The organism is Streptomyces sp. NPDC005648 (assembly GCF_040605395.1).
Classification (GTDB): domain Bacteria; phylum Actinomycetota; class Actinomycetes; order Streptomycetales; family Streptomycetaceae; genus Streptomyces.
Genome location: NZ_JBEXCS010000039.1, coordinates 55149 through 70775, shown reverse-complemented (window position 1 = coordinate 70775; position 15627 = coordinate 55149). Strand labels below are relative to the sequence as shown.

Here is a 15627-nt window from a genome sequence, read left to right as displayed (position 1 = left end):
CCACCACCGGCAGGCCCTCCCCGCACCCGGGGAGGGCCTCCTCGCGCGCGCGGCGGTCACCCTGCGGGCTGTGGCTCCGGCGCCGGAGCGGACCTGCTGCTGCGCCCGGGCTGCCGCAGCAGCAGCGCGATCGCCGCCGCGACCATCGAGACACCGCCGGCCAGCGCGTACGCGCCGCTGTAGCCCCAGGCCGCGACCACCATGGAGCCGAGGCCGCCGCCGAACAGGCCGCTGACCAGCTTGCCGCTGTACACCAGGCCGTAGTTGGTGGCGTTGTAGTTCTCCCCGAAGTAGTCCGGGGTCAGGGCCGCGAACATCGGGTAGAAGGCGCCGCCGCCGAAGCCGGAGAGGAAGGCGAAGAAGAGGAACAGCCACTCGCTCCTCATCTCGCCCGCCAGGATCACACCGAACTGGGCCAGCCCCAGGACGACGATGACGAACACCAGGGTCGGCTTACGGCCCCACCGGTCCGACAGCCAGCCCACGACACCGCGCCCGACGCCGTTGATGACCGCCATGACACCCATCGAGGAGGCCGCCACCAGGGGGCCGAAACCGACGTCCTTGGCGTAGTCGACCTGGAAGGAGATCCCGAAGATCGACACACCCGCCGTCATCACGATGGAGATCCACATCAGGGGCAGCATGCCGGTCCTGATGGCTTCCCTGGGGGTGTACTGCCTCACCGCGGGCGGGTTCTTGGCGAGGCTCGCCGCGTTCTTCCGGTCTCCGGAGAAGGTGAGCGGGTCGATGTCCGCGGGCCACCAGTTCTTCGGCGGGTCCTTGAAGAAGAACGCGCACCCGAAGACCACGATCATGATGTAGCAGCCGATCAGGTCCAGGACGCGGTGGTAGTTCCCGGTGTCGAAGGCGTAGTTGAAGATGAAGATGAACGGCAGCGACCCGTAGGCGAAGCCGCCGTTGACGAAGCCGGTGCGGGCACCGCGGCGCTCGGGGAACCACTTGCCGACCATGTTGATGCAGGTCGCGTAGATCAGGCCGGCGCCGATGCCGCCGATGACGCCGAAGCCCAGGATGGCCGGCAGGACGTCGCTCAGATGCGACAGCGCGAGGAAACCGACCAGGCACATGCCGGAGCCGATGTACATGGCCCTGCGGGCCGTCAGGATGCCCTTCTCGCGCATCCAGCCCGCCGGGAAGGCGATGCCCGCCTGGAAGAACACCCAGACGCTGAGGATCCAGAAGGTGTCGGACTGCGTCCAGCCGTGCGCGTGGGACAGGGTGTCCTCGGCGGAGCCGTACGCGTATTCGAAGACGCTGATGGCCATCATGGCGATCCACGGGAGATACACCATGAGCTTGCGGGAGTGGCCGAGGATGTCCCGGTCGGTCTCGCCGACGCGGTAGACACGGCCCCGGGAGTCGGTCACCTCGCGGTAGGGACGGTGGGCGGCCGCCGGATCGGCCGAGAGCGGATCTGCAGTCATGCTTGTGCCATCTCCTCGCCGAGCGTGTGCGGGTTGGGGACGATGCGCCGGGCCTTGGGCCTGCCCGGGGACTTCAGGAAAATCGCCAGCACGGCCGAGGCCAGGCCGATGGAGCCCGCCAGCACGAACGCGCCGTGGTAGTCCCAGGCGCCGACGACGACCGCGCCCAGGCCGGAGCCGAGAAGCCCGGAGATCAGCTTCGAGCTGTAGACCATGCCGTAGTTGGTGGCGTTGCTGTTCTCGCCGAAGTAGTCCGCCGTCATGGCCGCGAAGAGCGGGAAGATCGCCCCGCCGCCGAAGCCGGAGACCATGGAGCAGAACAGGAAGAACGGCATGCTGCCCATCTGGCCGGAGACCAGCACGCCGAACTGCGCCGTGCCGAGCACGATGCAGACGATGATCAGGGTGTTGCGGCGCCCGATGGGGGTGCCCCCGCGCGAGCTCGTTCGAGCGTGGGGGAGGTCGGAGATCCAGCCGATGACTCCGCGTCCGGTGCCGTTGACGATCGCCTTCAGGGACATCGCGGTGGCGACGATCCCACCCGCGAAGCCCATGTCCTTGCCGAACGGCACCTGGAAGGCGATGCCGAAGATGTTGATGCCGGCCGTGCACAGCAGACAGAACCACATCATCCACAGGACGGGCGTACGGGCGGCCTCCTTCGGGGTGTACTGCTTGACCGCCGGCGGGTTCCTCTCCAGCGCCCGGCGGATCTTCGGGTCGTCGGTGAGCCTCAGCGGGTCGACGTGCGGGGGCCACCAGTTCTTCGGCGGGTCCTTGAAGAACCAGCCCGCCGTCGCCACCACCAGGCACAGTCCGACGCCCACACAGGCGAGCACGGTCCGGTAGTTGCTCAGGTCCATGTACGAGGTGAACAGGAAGACGAAGGGCACGGAGCCGTAGGCGAAGCCGCCGGTGACGAAGCCCGTCTTGCCGCCCCTGCGCTCCGGATACCACTTGCCGACCATGTTCACGCAGGTCGTGTAGACGAGACCGGCGCCGATGCCGCTGAACATGCCGAAGCCGACATAGGCGACGGCCACATGCGGTGCGTACGCCAGCGACAGATAGCCGATCATGGTGCCGACGGCGCCGATCATCATCGCCGTGCGCGCGGGCAGCCGTCCGCTCTCGCGCAGCTGTCCGGCGGGGAAGGCCACGGCCGCCTGGAAGAAGACCCAGACGCCCATCAGCCAGAAGATGTGTCCGCTGCTCCACAGATGCGCCTCGTGGAGCGTGTCCTCCGCCGAGGTGAACGCGTACTCGGCGGAGCTGATGCCCATCATGCCCACCCAGGGCAGGACGACCATCCACCTGCGGGTGCGGCCCATGATGTCGACGTCGGTCTCGCCGATCCGGTACACCCGGCCGTTGCGGTCCGTCACCTCCCTGTGGGGGACGGACGCCGAACAGTCGGTCGTTGTCATCGCTCAGTGCCCCTTGCGTCGAAAGTTCTGGCCAGCGCCCTCTGTCCAATGCCTTTCGTGTGCGCACGGGTCCCGGGGCGGCCGACCGCACTGTCGGCCGCCCCGCGCGTGGATCACCTCATGAACCGCCCCCCGACATCCCCGCGCCCAGCGCCCAGCGGGCTGTGTCCCGTCCGGGGGGCCGACTGCATCGCGTCCGCCGGCCTCACAGCAGCCCCGCCGCCCGCGCCCAGCGATACTTCGCGCCGAGCACCGCCACCGGTTTCTCGGTGGTGTACGGGTACGCCACGACCCCGCGCTCGTAGAGGTACTGGCAGGCCTCCTCGACCTCGACGTCGCCCGCGAGCGAGGCCACCACGGGCTTGACGATCCCGCGCTCGCGGAACTCGGCCACCACGCGCGCGGTGAGTTCCGCGAAGACCATCGGGGGAGTGACGATCGTGTGCCAGTAGCCGAGGACGAGCGCGTGGATGCGCGGGTCCTCCAGACCGAGCCGGATGGTCGCCTCGTACGTCGACGGCGGCTCGCCGCCCGTGATGTCGACCGGGTTGCCCGCGGCCCCGAAGGGCGGGATGAACTTCCGGAACGCCTCGTCCAGGTCCGGCGGGATCTCCATCAGGGACAGCCCGTTGTCGGTCACCGCGTCCGACAGCAGTACGCCGCTGCCGCCCGCGCCGGTGATGATCACCACGTTGTCGCCCCTGGGCGCCGGAAGCACCGGCAACGCGCGCGCGTACTCCAGCATCTCGTTCAGTCCGGGTGCCCTGATGACACCGGCCTGCCGCAGGATGTCGTCGTACACGGTGTCGTCGCCCGCGAGGGCCCCGGTGTGCGACCCGGCCGCCCTCGCGCCCGCCGCCGTACGGCCCGCCTTGAGGACCACGACGGGCTTCCTCGGTACGGTCGCCCGCGCGGCCTCCACGAAGGCGCGGCCGTCCTTGAGGTCCTCCAGGTGCATCGCGATGCACTCGGTGTGCGGATCCTCACCGAACCAGGTCAGCAGGTCGTCCTCGTCCAGGTCCGACTTGTTGCCGAGGCCCACGATCGCCGACACGCCCGTCTTCGTGGTGCGGGCGAAGCCCAGGATCGCCATTCCTATGCCGCCGGACTGCGAGGTCAGCGCCACGCCGCCCTTGACGTCGTAGGGCGTGCAGAACGTGGCGCACAGGTCCTGCCACGTCGAGTAGTAGCCGTAGATGTTCGGACCGAGGAGGCGGACGCCGTACCGCTCGGCGATCGCCACGATCTCCTCCTGGAGTTCGTGCTCGCCGGTCTCCGCGAACCCGGAGGGGATCAGCACGGCGTTCGGGATCTTCTTGCGTCCCACCTCCTCCAGGGCCGAGGCCACGAACTTGGCGGGGATCGCGAAGACCGCCACATCCACCTCACCGGGAACGTCCGTGACACTCTTGTACGCCTTGCGGCCCAGAATGTCATCGGCCCTGGGGTTCACCGGATGGATCTCCCCGGCGAAGCCGCCGTCGACGAGGTTGCGCATCACCGAATTGCCTATCTTGCCCTGCTCGTTGGAGGCACCGATCACGGAGACGGAGCGGGGCTGCATCAGCCGGCGCATGGAGGTGAGGATCTCCTCGCGCGTGTACCTCCTGCGCGGTGGCGGCTGCTTCTCGGCGAGGATCACGCGAATGTCCGCCGCGACCGCGCCCTCCGGGGTCGCGATCACCGGGTTGAGGTCGACCTCGGCGATCTCCGGGAAGTCCGCGACCAGTTGGGACACGCGCCTGATCTGCTCGGCGATCGCCCACCGGTCCACGCCGGCCCGGCCGCGCACCCCGCGCAGGATCTCCGCCGACCGGATCGAGTCCAGCATGGACAGCGCCTCGTCGGCACTCACCGGCGCCAGCCGGAACGTGACGTCCTTGAGGACCTCGACCAGCACCCCGCCGAGCCCGAAGGCGACGACCTTCCCGAAGGTCGGGTCCGTCACCGCGCCGACGATGACCTCCTGCCCCTGGGGCAGCAGTTCCTGGATCTGCACCCCCTCGATCCGCGCGTTCGCGTCGTACGCACGCGCGTTGTCGACGATCTCGTGGAACGCCGCCCTGACGTCGGCGGCGCCCTCGACCCCGACGATCACCCCGCCGGCGTCGGTCTTGTGCAGGATGTCCGGAGAGACGATCTTCATCACCACGGGCCCGCCGAAGCGCGCCGCGTACGCGACGGCCTCATCGACATCGGTCGCGAGCTCCTCACCCGGTACGGCGATCCCGTACGCGTCGGCGATCACCTTGCCCTCGGGCGCGGTCAGTGCGGTCCGTCCCTCGGCGCGCACGGCGTCGAGGAGCGACCGCACCCTCAGCACCCGGTCCTCGGCCATCACGTCAGATCACTCCGTTCGACTCGAGCAGGCGCAGCTCCTCGTCGCCGAGGCCGAGCTCGCCGACGTAGACCTCTTCGTTGTGCTCGCCGAGCAGCGGTGAACTGGTCACCTGGACGGGGGAGTCGGAGAGCTTGAGCGGGCTGCCGACGGTGACGAACTCGCCGCGCTCGGGGTGCGGGACGGTGACGACCATCTCGTTGGCGACCAGCGACTCGTCCTCGATGATCTCCTTCGTCGACAGGATCGGCCCGCACGGGATGTTGTGGGCGTTGAGCCGCTCCAGCACCTCCCACTTGGGCAGCGTCGAGGACCACTCCTCGATCAGCTGGAACATCTTGTTGAGCTTGGGCAGACGCGCCTCCGGCGTCGACCACTCGGGGTCGTCCGCCAATTCCGGCCGGCCGATGAGCTCGCTGAGCGGCTGCCAGCCGACGGGCTGCACGATGACGTACACGTAGTCGTTCGGGCCGCCCGGCGCGCACTTGACCGCCCAGCCGGGCTGACCGCCGCCGGACGCGTTCCCCGAGCGGGGTACCTCCGTGCCGAAGTCGTCGTTGGGATATTCGGCGAGCGGGCCGTGGGCCAGGCGCTGCTGATCGCGCAGCTTCACCCGGCAGAGGTTGAGCACGGCGTGCTGCATGGCCACATTGACCCGCTGGCCGCGCCCGGTGTGCTCGCGCTGGAACAGCGCCGCGAGTATCCCCGCCACCGCGTGGACGCCCGTGCCCGAGTCCCCGATCTGGGCCCCCGTCGCCAGCGGCGGCCCGTCCTCGAAACCGGTGGTCGACATCGACCCGCCCATGGCCTGCGCGACGACCTCGTACGCCTTGAAGTTGGTGTACGGGCCGTCCCCGAACCCCTTGATGGAGGCATAGACGATCCGCGGATTGATCTCCTGGATGCGGTCCCAGGTGAAGCCCATGCGGTCGACCGCGCCCGGTCCGAAGTTCTCGACCATGACGTCCGAGCGCCGGATCAGCTCGGTGAGGATCTCCTTGCCGCGCTCGGTCTTGGTGTTGAGGGTGATGCTCCGCTTGTTGCAGTTGAGCATCGTGAAGTAGAGGGAGTCGACGTCCGGCAGATCGCGCAGTTGCTTGCGCGTGATGTCACCGCTCGGCGCCTCCAGCTTGACGACGTCGGCGCCGAGCCAGGCCAGCAGCTGGGTCGCGGAGGGCCCGGACTGGACATGGGTCATGTCGAGAACGCGGATGCCCTCAAGTGCCTTGGTGGTCACGGGCGTTCACCTCACTTGTACATCGTCTGGTTCATGGTTCCGGGGGCGTACGCGTCCGGGTCGACCCAGACGTTGATCAGCGACGGCTTGCCAGACTCACGAGCGCGGCGCAGGGCGGGGCCGATGTCGGCGGGGTCGCGGACCTCCTCGCCGTGACCGCCCAGCATCTGGGCGAACTTGTCGTAGTGGACGTCACCGAGGGTGTTGCCGACGCGCTCGCGCTCCTCGCCGTACTTGGCCTTCTGGCCGTAACGGATCTGGTTCATCGAGGAGTTGTTGCCGACGATGCCGACGAAGGGCAGGTCGTAGCGGACCAGGGTCTCGAAGTCCCAGCCGGTGAGGGAGAAGGCGCCGTCACCGAAGAGGGCCACCACCTCCTTGTCGGGCCGCGCCTGCTTCGCCGCGAGCACGAAGGGGACGCCGACGCCGAGGGTGCCCAGCGGCCCCGGATCCATCCAGTGGCCGGGCGACTTGGGCTGCACGACCTGCCCGGAGAAGGTGACGATGTCGCCGCCGTCGCCGATGTAGACGGAGTCCTCGGTGAGGAAGTCGTTGATCTCGCTGACCAGGCGGTACGGGTGGATCGGCGAGGCGTTCGACCTGAGGCTCGGCAACCGCTTCTCGATCGCGGTCTGTTCGGCGGCGCGCAGCTCGTCCAGCCACTCCTTGCGCCTCGCGGCGCCGCCGTTGAGGCGTCCCGAGGCGGCCTCGGTCACCGACTTCAGCACCAACCCGGCGTCGCCGACGATCCCGAGGTCGATGTCGCGGTTCTTGCCGACGGTGCGGTAGTCGAGGTCGATCTGCACGACGGTCGCGTCCGGCGAGAGCCGCTTTCCGTAGCCCATGCGGAAGTCGAAGGGTGTGCCGACGACGACGATGACGTCGGCGTTCGAGAAGGCGTACCGGCGCGAGAGCTGGTAGTGGTGCGGGTCGCCGGGCGGGAGGGTGCCGCGGCCGGCGCCGTTCATGTACGCCGGGATGTTGAGGGTCCGTACCAGCTCGACGGCGGCCTCGGTGCCGCGGGTCGTCCATACCTGGCTGCCGAGCAGGATGGCCGGCTTCTCGGCGCGCACCAGCAGGTCGGCGAGCTTCTCGATCGCCTCGGGATCGCCGGCCGAGCGGGTCGAGGCCCGGTAGGCACCGGCCCTCGGTATCCGCGCCTTCGCCACCGGCACCTTGGCGTCCAGGACGTCGCGCGGGATCTCCAGGAAGGACGGTCCGGGCGCGCCGTGGTAGCACTCGCGGAAGGCCATGGACACCATGTCCGCCGCGCGGGCCGTGTCCGGCACGGCTGCCGCGAACTTGGTGATCGGGGTCATCATGTCGACGTGCGGCAGGTCCTGCAATGACCCCATCTTGTGCTGGGCGAGCGCTCCCTGACCGCCTATCAGCAGCATGGGGGACTCCGCGCGGAAGGCGTTGGCGACACCGGTGACGGCGTCGGTCGTGCCCGGACCGGCGGTGACGACGGCGCAGCCGGGCCTGCCGGTGAGGCGGGCGTAGCCGTCGGCGGCGTGGGCGGCGACCTGTTCATGGCGTACGTCGACGACCTCGATGCCCTCGTCGACGCAGCCGTCGTAGATGTCGATGATGTGGCCGCCGCACAACGTGTAGATGCGGTCGACCCCTTCGGCCTTCAGAGCCTTGGCGACGAGGTGACCGCCGGAAATCACGTCCTGGGTGTCGTCGGGCATGGCGCAGTCCTGTCCCTTCGTAGGGGGTGGGAACGGCTGTCGCGGTACATTGCATACAGTCGACGAATACTGTATGAAGCTTGTTATCCCGCATCCGGTGGGTGGTGTCCAGGGGGCGTGCGGCACTTTTGAGTCAGGAGCCGGAATGGACCTGTTCGAGCACGAGGCAAGGGAACTCTTCGAGGAACACGGCATCTCGGTGCCGCGGGCCGAGGTGACCAATTCTCCCAAGAAGGCCCGGGAGATCGCCCGCGCACTCGGCGGGCGCGTAGTGGTGAAGGCCCAGGTGAAGACAGGCGGGCGCGGCAAGGCGGGCGGTGTGAGGCTCGCCGCCGACCCGGCCGCCGCGGAGCTCACCGCCCGCCAGATCCTCGGCATGGACATCAAGGGCCACCCCGTCGGCACCGTGATGCTGGCCCAACCCGTCGACATCGAGACCGAGTTCTACGTCTCCTATGTACTCGACCGTGCCGCGGGCACCTTCCTCGCGATCGCGTCCGCCGAGGGCGGCATGGAGATCGAGGAGGTCGCGGCCCGCAGGCCCGAGGCGGTCGCCCGTGTCCCCGTCGACCCGGCCGAGGGCGTCACCTCGGCGAAGGCCGGCGAGATCGCCGAGGCGGCGGGGCTTCCACCGCGGACCTTCGACGTTCTCGTACGACTGTGGGAGGTGCTCGTCCGCGAGGACGCGCTGCTGGTCGAGGTGAACCCGCTGGTGCGGACGCGGCAGGGACGGATCCTCGCACTCGACGGCAAGGTCACCCTCGACGACAACGCCCTTTTCCGGCATGCGCGTTGGGGCGCCGGGGACGTGGAGCGGGGTGACACGCTGGAGGGGATCGCCGCCGCCAAGGGCCTCAACTACGTCAAGCTCGACGGCGAGGTCGGCGTCATCGGCAACGGCGCGGGGCTGGTCATGTCGACCCTCGACGTGGTCGCGGGCTGCGGGGCCCGCCCCGCCAACTTCCTCGACATCGGCGGCGGAGCCTCCGCCCGGATCATGGCCGACGGGCTGGCCGTCATCCTCTCCGACCCGGCGGTCAGGTCGGTCTTCGTCAATGTCTTCGGAGGCATCACCGCCTGCGACGCGGTCGCCGACGGCATCGTGCGGGCCCTGGACGCCGTGCGGTTGACCAAACCGCTGGTCGTGCGCCTCGACGGCAACAACGCCGCCCGGGGCCGAGCGATCCTCGACGGCCGCGCGCACCCGCTGGTCCAGCAGGCCACCACCATGGACGGCGCCGCCCGCCGTGCCGCCCGACTCGCCACCGCCGGCTGAAGGAGCCCGACATGGCCGTCTACCTCACCAAGGAGAGCAAGGTCCTCGTCCAGGGCATGACCGGCGGGGAGGGGATGAAGCACACCCGGCGCATGCTCGCCGCCGGCACGAACGTCGTCGGCGGCGTCAACCCGCGCAAGGCGGGCCGCACCGCCGACTTCGACGAGCGGGCCGTCCCCGTCTTCGGCTCCGTCGCCGAGGGCATCCGCGCCACCGGCGCCGACGTCACCGTCGTGTTCGTCCCACCGGCCTTCGCCAAGGCTGCCGTCGTCGAGGCCGCCGACGCGGGGATCGGCCTCGCGGTCGTCATCACCGAGGGCATCCCGGTCCACGACTCCGTCGCCTTCACCGCGTACGCCAGGTCGAAGGGCACGCGGATCATCGGCCCCAACTGCCCCGGCCTGATCACCCCGGGCCAGTCCAACGCGGGCATCATCCCGTCCGACATCACCAAGCCCGGCCGCATCGGCCTGGTCTCCAAGTCCGGCACGCTCACCTACCAACTCATGTACGAGCTGCGGGACATCGGCTTCTCGACCTGCGTCGGCATCGGCGGCGACCCGGTGGTGGGCACGACGCACATCGACTGCCTCGCCGCCTTCCAGGACGACCCCGACACCGAACTCGTCGTGCTCATCGGGGAGATCGGCGGCGACGCGGAGGAACGCGCGGCCGCCTACATCCGCGACCACGTCACCAAGCCCGTCGTCGGATACATCGCCGGGTTCACCGCCCCCGAGGGCAGGACGATGGGGCACGCGGGCGCCATCGTGTCCGGCTCCGCCGGCACCGCGCGGGCGAAGAAGGAGGCCCTGGAGGCGGTCGGGGTCAGTGTGGGAAGCACACCGACCGAGACGGCGAAACTCGTCCTCGCCCGTCTCGAAGACCGGCCCCCGGTCACTCATAGTTGAGCTGAGCCATACATCTCCCGCCCCCGACTGTGCACCGAGAGCGGAGCAACCCGATGGCAACCACCCTCACCCTCAAATCAGGCACGTCCTGGACCGACGCCTGGCAGCGCTGCCTCACGGTCGCGCCCGAGGCCTTCCGGGACGAGCGCGTCCTCAACCTCTGGAACGCCGACTGGCAGGCCGACGGCCGGCCCCTGCCCGGCACCAGCCCCGTCGACGGCAGCCCCATCGCCGGCCCGCCGCGACTGGACCGGGACACCGCCCACCAGGCCGTCCGCGCCTCGCTCGACCAGCATCGCGCCTGGCGGTACGTCCCCCTCGACGAGCGCCGCGCCCGCGTCGCGGCCACCCTCGACGCCCTCACCGAACACCGTGAACTGCTCGCCCTGCTGCTCCTCTGGGAGATCGGCAAGCCCTGGCGGCTCGCCCAGGCCGACGTCGACCGGGCCATCGACGGCGTGCGCTGGTACGTCGACGGCATCGACCCGATGCTCGCCGGCCGGGCCCCGCTGGACGGCCCGGTGTCCAACATCGCGAGCTGGAACTATCCGATGAGCGTGCTCGTTCACGCGATGCTGGTACAGGCACTGGCCGGCAACGCGGTGATCGCCAAGACCCCGACCGACGGCGGCCTCGCGTGTCTGACCCTGGCCTGTGCGCTCGCCGCCCGCGAGGGGCTTCCCGTCACCCTCGTCAGCGGCAGCGGAGGCGAGCTGTCCCAGGCGCTGGTGCGAGCGCCCGAGATCGGCTGTGTCTCCTTCGTCGGCGGACGGGACACCGGCGCCGCGGTGGCCACCGCCGTCGCCGACCTCGGCAAGCGACATGTGCTCGAACAGGAAGGACTCAACACCTGGGGCATCTGGAACCACTCGGACTGGGACGCGCTCACGGCGGTGATCCCCAAGCTCTTCGACTACGGCAAGCAGCGCTGCACGGCCTATCCGCGCTTCGTCGTCCAGCGGCGGCTGTTCGACGCGTTCCTGGCGGCGTACCTCCCGGCGGTCCGCACGCTCAGGGTCGGTCATCCACTCGCCGTCGAGCGGCCCGAAGACCCGTTCCCGGCTTTGGACTTCGGCCCGGTCATCAACGCGGCCAAGGCCAAGGAGCTCCACGACCAGGTCGCCGAGGCCATCGACCGGGGTGCCGTACCACTGCACCGCGGCAGCGAGGCCGACGCGCGGTTCCTGCCCGGCCAGGACACCTCGGCGTACGTCCAGCCGGTCACCCTCCTGAACCCGCCACCCTCGTCCCCCCTGCACCACGCGGAGCCGTTCGGTCCGGTCGACACCATCGTCCTGGTCGACACGGAGGCCGAGCTGCTCGCCGCGATGAACGCCTCCAACGGCGCGCTGGTGGCCACCCTGTCCACGGACGACCGGGCCACCTTCGAGCGACTGGCCCCGCAGATCCGCGCGTTCAAGGTCGGCCACGGCACTCCCCGCTCCCGCGGTGACCGGGACGAGCTCTTCGGCGGCTTCGGCGCGTCCTGGCGCGGCGCGTTCGTCGGCGGCGAGCTGCTCGTGCGGGCCGTGACACAGGGCCCGACGGGGGAACGGCTGCCCGGGAACTTCCCGGATTACCACCTCATGCCGTGACGGGAGGCGGTCGGGGCAGGTGACGGGAACACCCCGACCGACGGCCCTGATGGCGCCTCACCCCAGGGGCGCCACCAGGCGACGACCTCCTCGGCCACCCAGCCGTGCCACTGGAGGACCAGGGTCCGGTGCGGTGCCCGCTTGCCGGCCGTTCGCGGTGGCTCTCCGCGGCCCGGATATGCAGGTGAAGGGCGCTCCCAAAGCTTGGTATTGTTGTCCGTGTCGCCGCGGGGAGCACTCCCGGCCAGGCGGCGGACACCTTGTCCGGGTGGCGGAATGGCAGACGCGCTAGCTTGAGGTGCTAGTGCCCTTTATCGGGCGTGGGGGTTCAAGTCCCCCCTCGGACACTTGTAGTGATGCATACGGAATTTGAGGGCCTCGACCTTGCGGTCGGGGCCCTTGTCGCGTTTCCTGCGCCGGATCGGCCTCGCGAGCTTCCGTCGTCAATTACGTCTTGACAGTCGAAGGGTGTCAAGTCAAAGTTGACACCATGAGCCCACTCAACATCAGCCTCGCCGACCTGATCGCCCGACTCGACGAGGACCTGCCCGACGCCGGCCATCTGACCCGTATCAGCGAAGCGCGGCTGCGGGCCCAGACCCTGTCCGATCTCGGCGACCAGCTCATCGACCACTACGTCAGCAAGGCCAAGGCGGCCGGTGCCTCCTGGAGCGAGATCGGCGACGCCATCGGCGTGACCAGGCAGGCCGCCCAGCAACGCCACACCTCCAACCCCTTCGAGCGGTTCACCAAGCTCAACCGGCACAGCATCGTGGTCGCGCAGGAGGCGGCCCGCACCCACAAGCACGACACCATCGGCACCGAACACGTCCTGCTGGGCCTGCTGGGCGAACCTCAGGGCGGGGCGTACAAGGTGCTCGTGGCCGAGGCCGGGCCCGAGCGGAAGATCCGTGACGCGGTCGAGGCGACCCTGCCGCCGGCGGGGCGGAAGGCGCCGCGGGGCCACATCCCGTTCCGTCCGGAGACCGTCGAGGCCATCGGGGAGGCGTCCCGCGCGGCGGCCGAGTTCGGCAACGACTGGGTCGGCACCGAACACGCGCTGCTCGGCCTGATCCGCACGGAGGAGAGCGTCGCCGCGCGGATCCTGCGTGACCTCGGCTTCACGCCGGACGGCCTGTACGAGGCGGTCAGGGCCGAACTCGCCGATCAGGCCCACGCGTCCGGCGCGTGACGACCACAGGGTGGGGCCCCTGGACCCGAGCAACACGCGCCACCTTCCAACGCCCCCGGCCGCCGCTCGTCAGACCCTCTCCGGCAGCAAGATCAGACCCTCTCCGGCAGCAAGAAGCGGGACAGCAGGTCGTCCAGGGTGACCATGCCGGTCAGCCGGCCGGTCGCGTCGCGGACGACGGCGAGGGAGGCGCGGCGTCCGCGCAGGACGTCGATCGCGTCGCCGACCGTCGTCGCCTCGCTCAGCTCCGGGACCGGGCGCGCCAGGTGGCGGGCGCTGACGGTGCGGCCCCGGGCGCGGGCGACCATGGCGTCACGGGCGTGGAGAGAGCCCAGGACGGCCTCGCCCTCGCGGACCAGCAGACGGGTGCGGTCGCTTTCGGCGGCCACCCGCAGCACCTCGTCGACACCGGCGGCGCCGTCCACCGAGGTGATCCGCGCGGCCGGGACCCGCAGGGCGCCCACCGGGGTCTGCGGCTCGGTCAGCGAGCGGGTCAGCAGCTCCGAGTCGGTCCCGCTGATCAGGCCGAGCCGCTCCGACTCCTCGACGAGACGGGTCAGTTGCTCCCGGCCCGGGACCGAGGTCAGCTCGTCGCGCGGGGTGACCCGGCACAGTCGTACCAGCGCGTTGCTGACGGTGTTCAGCAGCGCGATCAGCGGGCGTACGGCCTTCACCACGGCCCGGAACGCGGGCGAGAGCAGCATCGCGGAACGCTCCGGGTGGGCGATGGCCCAGGACTTGGGGGCCATCTCACCCACCACCATGTGCAGGAACACCACGACGATCATCGCGACGGCGAACGCGATGCCGTAGCCGAGCGCGCCGGGCAGGCCCAGCTTGTGCAGCAGCGGGTCGAGTTCGTGGGAGATCGCCGGCTTGGACACCGAGCCCAGACCCAAGGTGCAGATGGTGATGCCGAGTTGGGCGCCGGCCAGCATCAGCGACAGTTCGCGCATACCGGCCAGGGCGGCTACGGCGCCGCTGTGCCCCTCGGCTGCCGCCTTCTCCACGCGGTGCCGCTTGGCGGCGACCAGGGCGAACTCGGCGGCCACGAAGAAGCCGCTGCCGATCAGCAGGACGACGGTGACGAAGAGCGCCATCGGGAAACTCATGCCTGCTCCTCCGCGCGCGCGGCATCGGCGGTGTCGGCGGGCACGGGGGAGCGCTCCAGCCGGACCCGCTCGGGGACATGACGGTCCAGCGCGAGTACGTCCAGGGTGACGTGTCCGCCGTCGGTCAGGCCGACGGTGATCCGGTCGCCGACGGCCGGGAAACGGCCGAGCCGGTCCACGATGAGCCCGGCGACCGTGTCGTAGTCGTCCTCCTCGGGCAGCTCGACACCGGTGGCCTCGGCGATCTCGTCCAGGCGGCGCCCGGCGTCCACCAGCCAGCCGCCGGCGTCCGCGACGGCGAGATCGGTGACCTTGTCGGACTCGTCGGCGATGTCACCGACCAGTTCCTCGGCGATGTCCTCGTAGGTGACGATCCCGGCCACTCCGCCGTGCTCGTCCAGGACGACGGCGAACTCGTCGTCCCGCTCCCGCATCTGCTCCACCGCCTCGGGCAGCGGCAGGGTGTCGGGCAGCAGCAGCGGCCGCCGGGCGAGGACGCCGGCCGTGGCATCGGCCAGACGGTCGGCGGGCAGCCGCATCAGCTCACGGACGCCGAGCACACCGGTGACGTCGTCCGGGTGGTCGTCGAGCACCGGGTAGTTGGAGTGACCGTGCTCCGCGATCAGGTCGACCGCCTCACCGGCGGTGGCGTCCCTGCGGACGAAGACGGCGTCCGCGCGCGGCACCATCACCTCGTCCAGGGTGCGCTCGGAGAACTCCAGCGCGTGGTCCAGCAGTACGGCGGTGTCCCCGGGGAGCCGGCCCTGCTCGTGCGACTCGCCGATCAGATGGCCGAGCTCCTCCAGGGTGGCGCCGTGACGCAGTTCCTCGACGGGCTCGATACCGGCCTTGCGCAGCAGCCTGTTCGCCGCGCCGTCGAAGATGCGCACGACGGGTCCCACGACCTTCAGATACGCCAGCGTGGAGCCGGCCAGTGACTTGGCCAGCTTCTCGGGCACCGCGATCGCGAGGTTCTTCGGGGCCAGTTCGCCCAGCACCATCTGCACCACCGTGGCACCGACGAACGCCAGGACCACGGACAGGCCGGTGACCGCCGCGTCCGGGATGCCCACGCCCGACAGGGTGGGTTCGAGCAGCGCGGACACCGACGGCTCGGCGATGAAGCCGACCACCAGACCGGTGACGGTGATGCCGAGCTGGGCACCCGACAGCATGAACGACAACCGCTCGAGCACCCTCAGTGCCCGGGTGGCCCCGCGGTCCCCGGCCTCCGCCTCACGGGCGAGAGCGAGCCGGTCGGCGGAGACGTAGGCGAACTCCTGGGCCACGAAGTAGCCCGTACCGGCGGTCAGCACGAACACGGCCAGCAGGCCCAGGACAGCGTTGGCGGCACTCAACTGACACCACCCCGCCGCGTGCCGTACTCAGGAGAGTCC

11 protein-coding genes and 1 tRNA gene are annotated in these 15627 nt (G+C 70.1%); 5 read left to right on the top strand and 7 right to left on the bottom strand.

Features of this window, described 5'->3' with window-relative positions:
• Positions 1 to 56: 56 nt before the first annotated feature.
• From ABZT17_RS22825 to ABZT17_RS22805, 5 genes are all read right to left on the bottom strand, one after another.
• Positions 57 to 1448 carry an OFA family MFS transporter gene (locus ABZT17_RS22825; RefSeq protein WP_356351396.1) on the bottom strand — a complete coding sequence of 464 codons (1392 nt, stop codon included), beginning with the start codon at positions 1446 to 1448 and terminating at the stop codon, positions 57 to 59.
• Complete coding sequence (locus tag ABZT17_RS22820) at positions 1445 to 2875, bottom strand: OFA family MFS transporter (protein WP_356351395.1); 1431 nt, start codon at positions 2873 to 2875, stop codon at positions 1445 to 1447. The genes ABZT17_RS22825 and ABZT17_RS22820 overlap by 4 nt, the downstream gene beginning before the upstream one ends.
• A gap of 205 nt (positions 2876 to 3080) precedes the next feature.
• Positions 3081 to 5213, bottom strand: a complete 2133-nt coding sequence (locus ABZT17_RS22815; protein ID WP_356351412.1) for an acetate--CoA ligase family protein — start codon at positions 5211 to 5213, stop codon at positions 3081 to 3083.
• Positions 5214 to 5217: 4 nt separating this feature from the next.
• A complete protein-coding gene (gene frc, locus ABZT17_RS22810; protein ID WP_356351393.1) occupies positions 5218 to 6450 on the bottom strand; it encodes a formyl-CoA transferase in 1233 nt (410 codons plus the stop codon).
• Between the two features lie 11 nt (positions 6451 to 6461).
• On the bottom strand, positions 6462 to 8144 hold the full coding sequence (locus ABZT17_RS22805) for a thiamine pyrophosphate-binding protein (RefSeq protein WP_356351391.1): 1683 nt from the start codon (positions 8142 to 8144) through the stop codon (positions 6462 to 6464).
• Positions 8145 to 8289: 145 nt separating this feature from the next.
• Between ABZT17_RS22805 and sucC the strand changes: the two genes are divergently transcribed.
• From sucC to ABZT17_RS22780, 5 genes are all read left to right on the top strand, one after another.
• The gene (gene sucC, locus ABZT17_RS22800; RefSeq protein ID WP_356351389.1) at positions 8290 to 9420 is read left to right on the top strand and encodes an ADP-forming succinate--CoA ligase subunit beta; all 1131 of its coding nucleotides are present in this window, start codon (positions 8290 to 8292) and stop codon (positions 9418 to 9420) included.
• 11 nt (positions 9421 to 9431) lie between these two features.
• A complete protein-coding gene (gene sucD / locus ABZT17_RS22795) occupies positions 9432 to 10331 on the top strand; it encodes a succinate--CoA ligase subunit alpha (protein WP_356351388.1) in 900 nt (299 codons plus the stop codon).
• 53 nt (positions 10332 to 10384) lie between these two features.
• Positions 10385 to 11926, top strand: coding sequence for an aldehyde dehydrogenase family protein (locus ABZT17_RS22790; RefSeq protein ID WP_356351386.1), 1542 nt, complete (start codon positions 10385 to 10387; stop codon positions 11924 to 11926).
• 262 nt (positions 11927 to 12188) lie between these two features.
• Positions 12189 to 12273: transfer RNA gene (locus ABZT17_RS22785), tRNA-Leu, on the top strand.
• 143 nt (positions 12274 to 12416) lie between these two features.
• Entirely contained in the window at positions 12417 to 13118 is a 702-nt protein-coding gene (locus ABZT17_RS22780) for a Clp protease N-terminal domain-containing protein (RefSeq protein WP_356351385.1), read from the top strand.
• Positions 13119 to 13210: 92 nt separating this feature from the next.
• On the opposite strand, the gene ABZT17_RS22775 is transcribed toward ABZT17_RS22780, so the two are convergent.
• A complete protein-coding gene (locus tag ABZT17_RS22775) occupies positions 13211 to 14230 on the bottom strand; it encodes a hemolysin family protein (RefSeq protein ID WP_356351384.1) in 1020 nt (339 codons plus the stop codon).
• Positions 14227 to 15588, bottom strand: coding sequence for a hemolysin family protein (locus ABZT17_RS22770; protein ID WP_356351382.1), 1362 nt, complete (start codon positions 15586 to 15588; stop codon positions 14227 to 14229). Before ABZT17_RS22770 ends, ABZT17_RS22775 begins: the two co-directional genes overlap by 4 nt.
• Positions 15589 to 15627 lie beyond the last annotated feature (39 nt).

Coding starts and splice junctions, on each gene's coding strand:
- ABZT17_RS22790 (WP_356351386.1), top strand. CDS start 10,385: ATGGCAACCACCCTCACCCTCAAATCAGGCACGTCCTGGACCGACGCC.
- ABZT17_RS22820 (WP_356351395.1), bottom strand. CDS start 2,875: ATGACAACGACCGACTGTTCGGCGTCCGTCCCCCACAGGGAGGTGACG.
- sucC (WP_356351389.1), top strand. CDS start 8,290: ATGGACCTGTTCGAGCACGAGGCAAGGGAACTCTTCGAGGAACACGGC.
- ABZT17_RS22775 (WP_356351384.1), bottom strand. CDS start 14,230: ATGAGTTTCCCGATGGCGCTCTTCGTCACCGTCGTCCTGCTGATCGGC.
- sucD (WP_356351388.1), top strand. CDS start 9,432: ATGGCCGTCTACCTCACCAAGGAGAGCAAGGTCCTCGTCCAGGGCATG.
- ABZT17_RS22815 (WP_356351412.1), bottom strand. CDS start 5,213: ATGGCCGAGGACCGGGTGCTGAGGGTGCGGTCGCTCCTCGACGCCGTG.
- ABZT17_RS22805 (WP_356351391.1), bottom strand. CDS start 8,144: ATGCCCGACGACACCCAGGACGTGATTTCCGGCGGTCACCTCGTCGCC.
- ABZT17_RS22825 (WP_356351396.1), bottom strand. CDS start 1,448: ATGACTGCAGATCCGCTCTCGGCCGATCCGGCGGCCGCCCACCGTCCC.
- ABZT17_RS22780 (WP_356351385.1), top strand. CDS start 12,417: ATGAGCCCACTCAACATCAGCCTCGCCGACCTGATCGCCCGACTCGAC.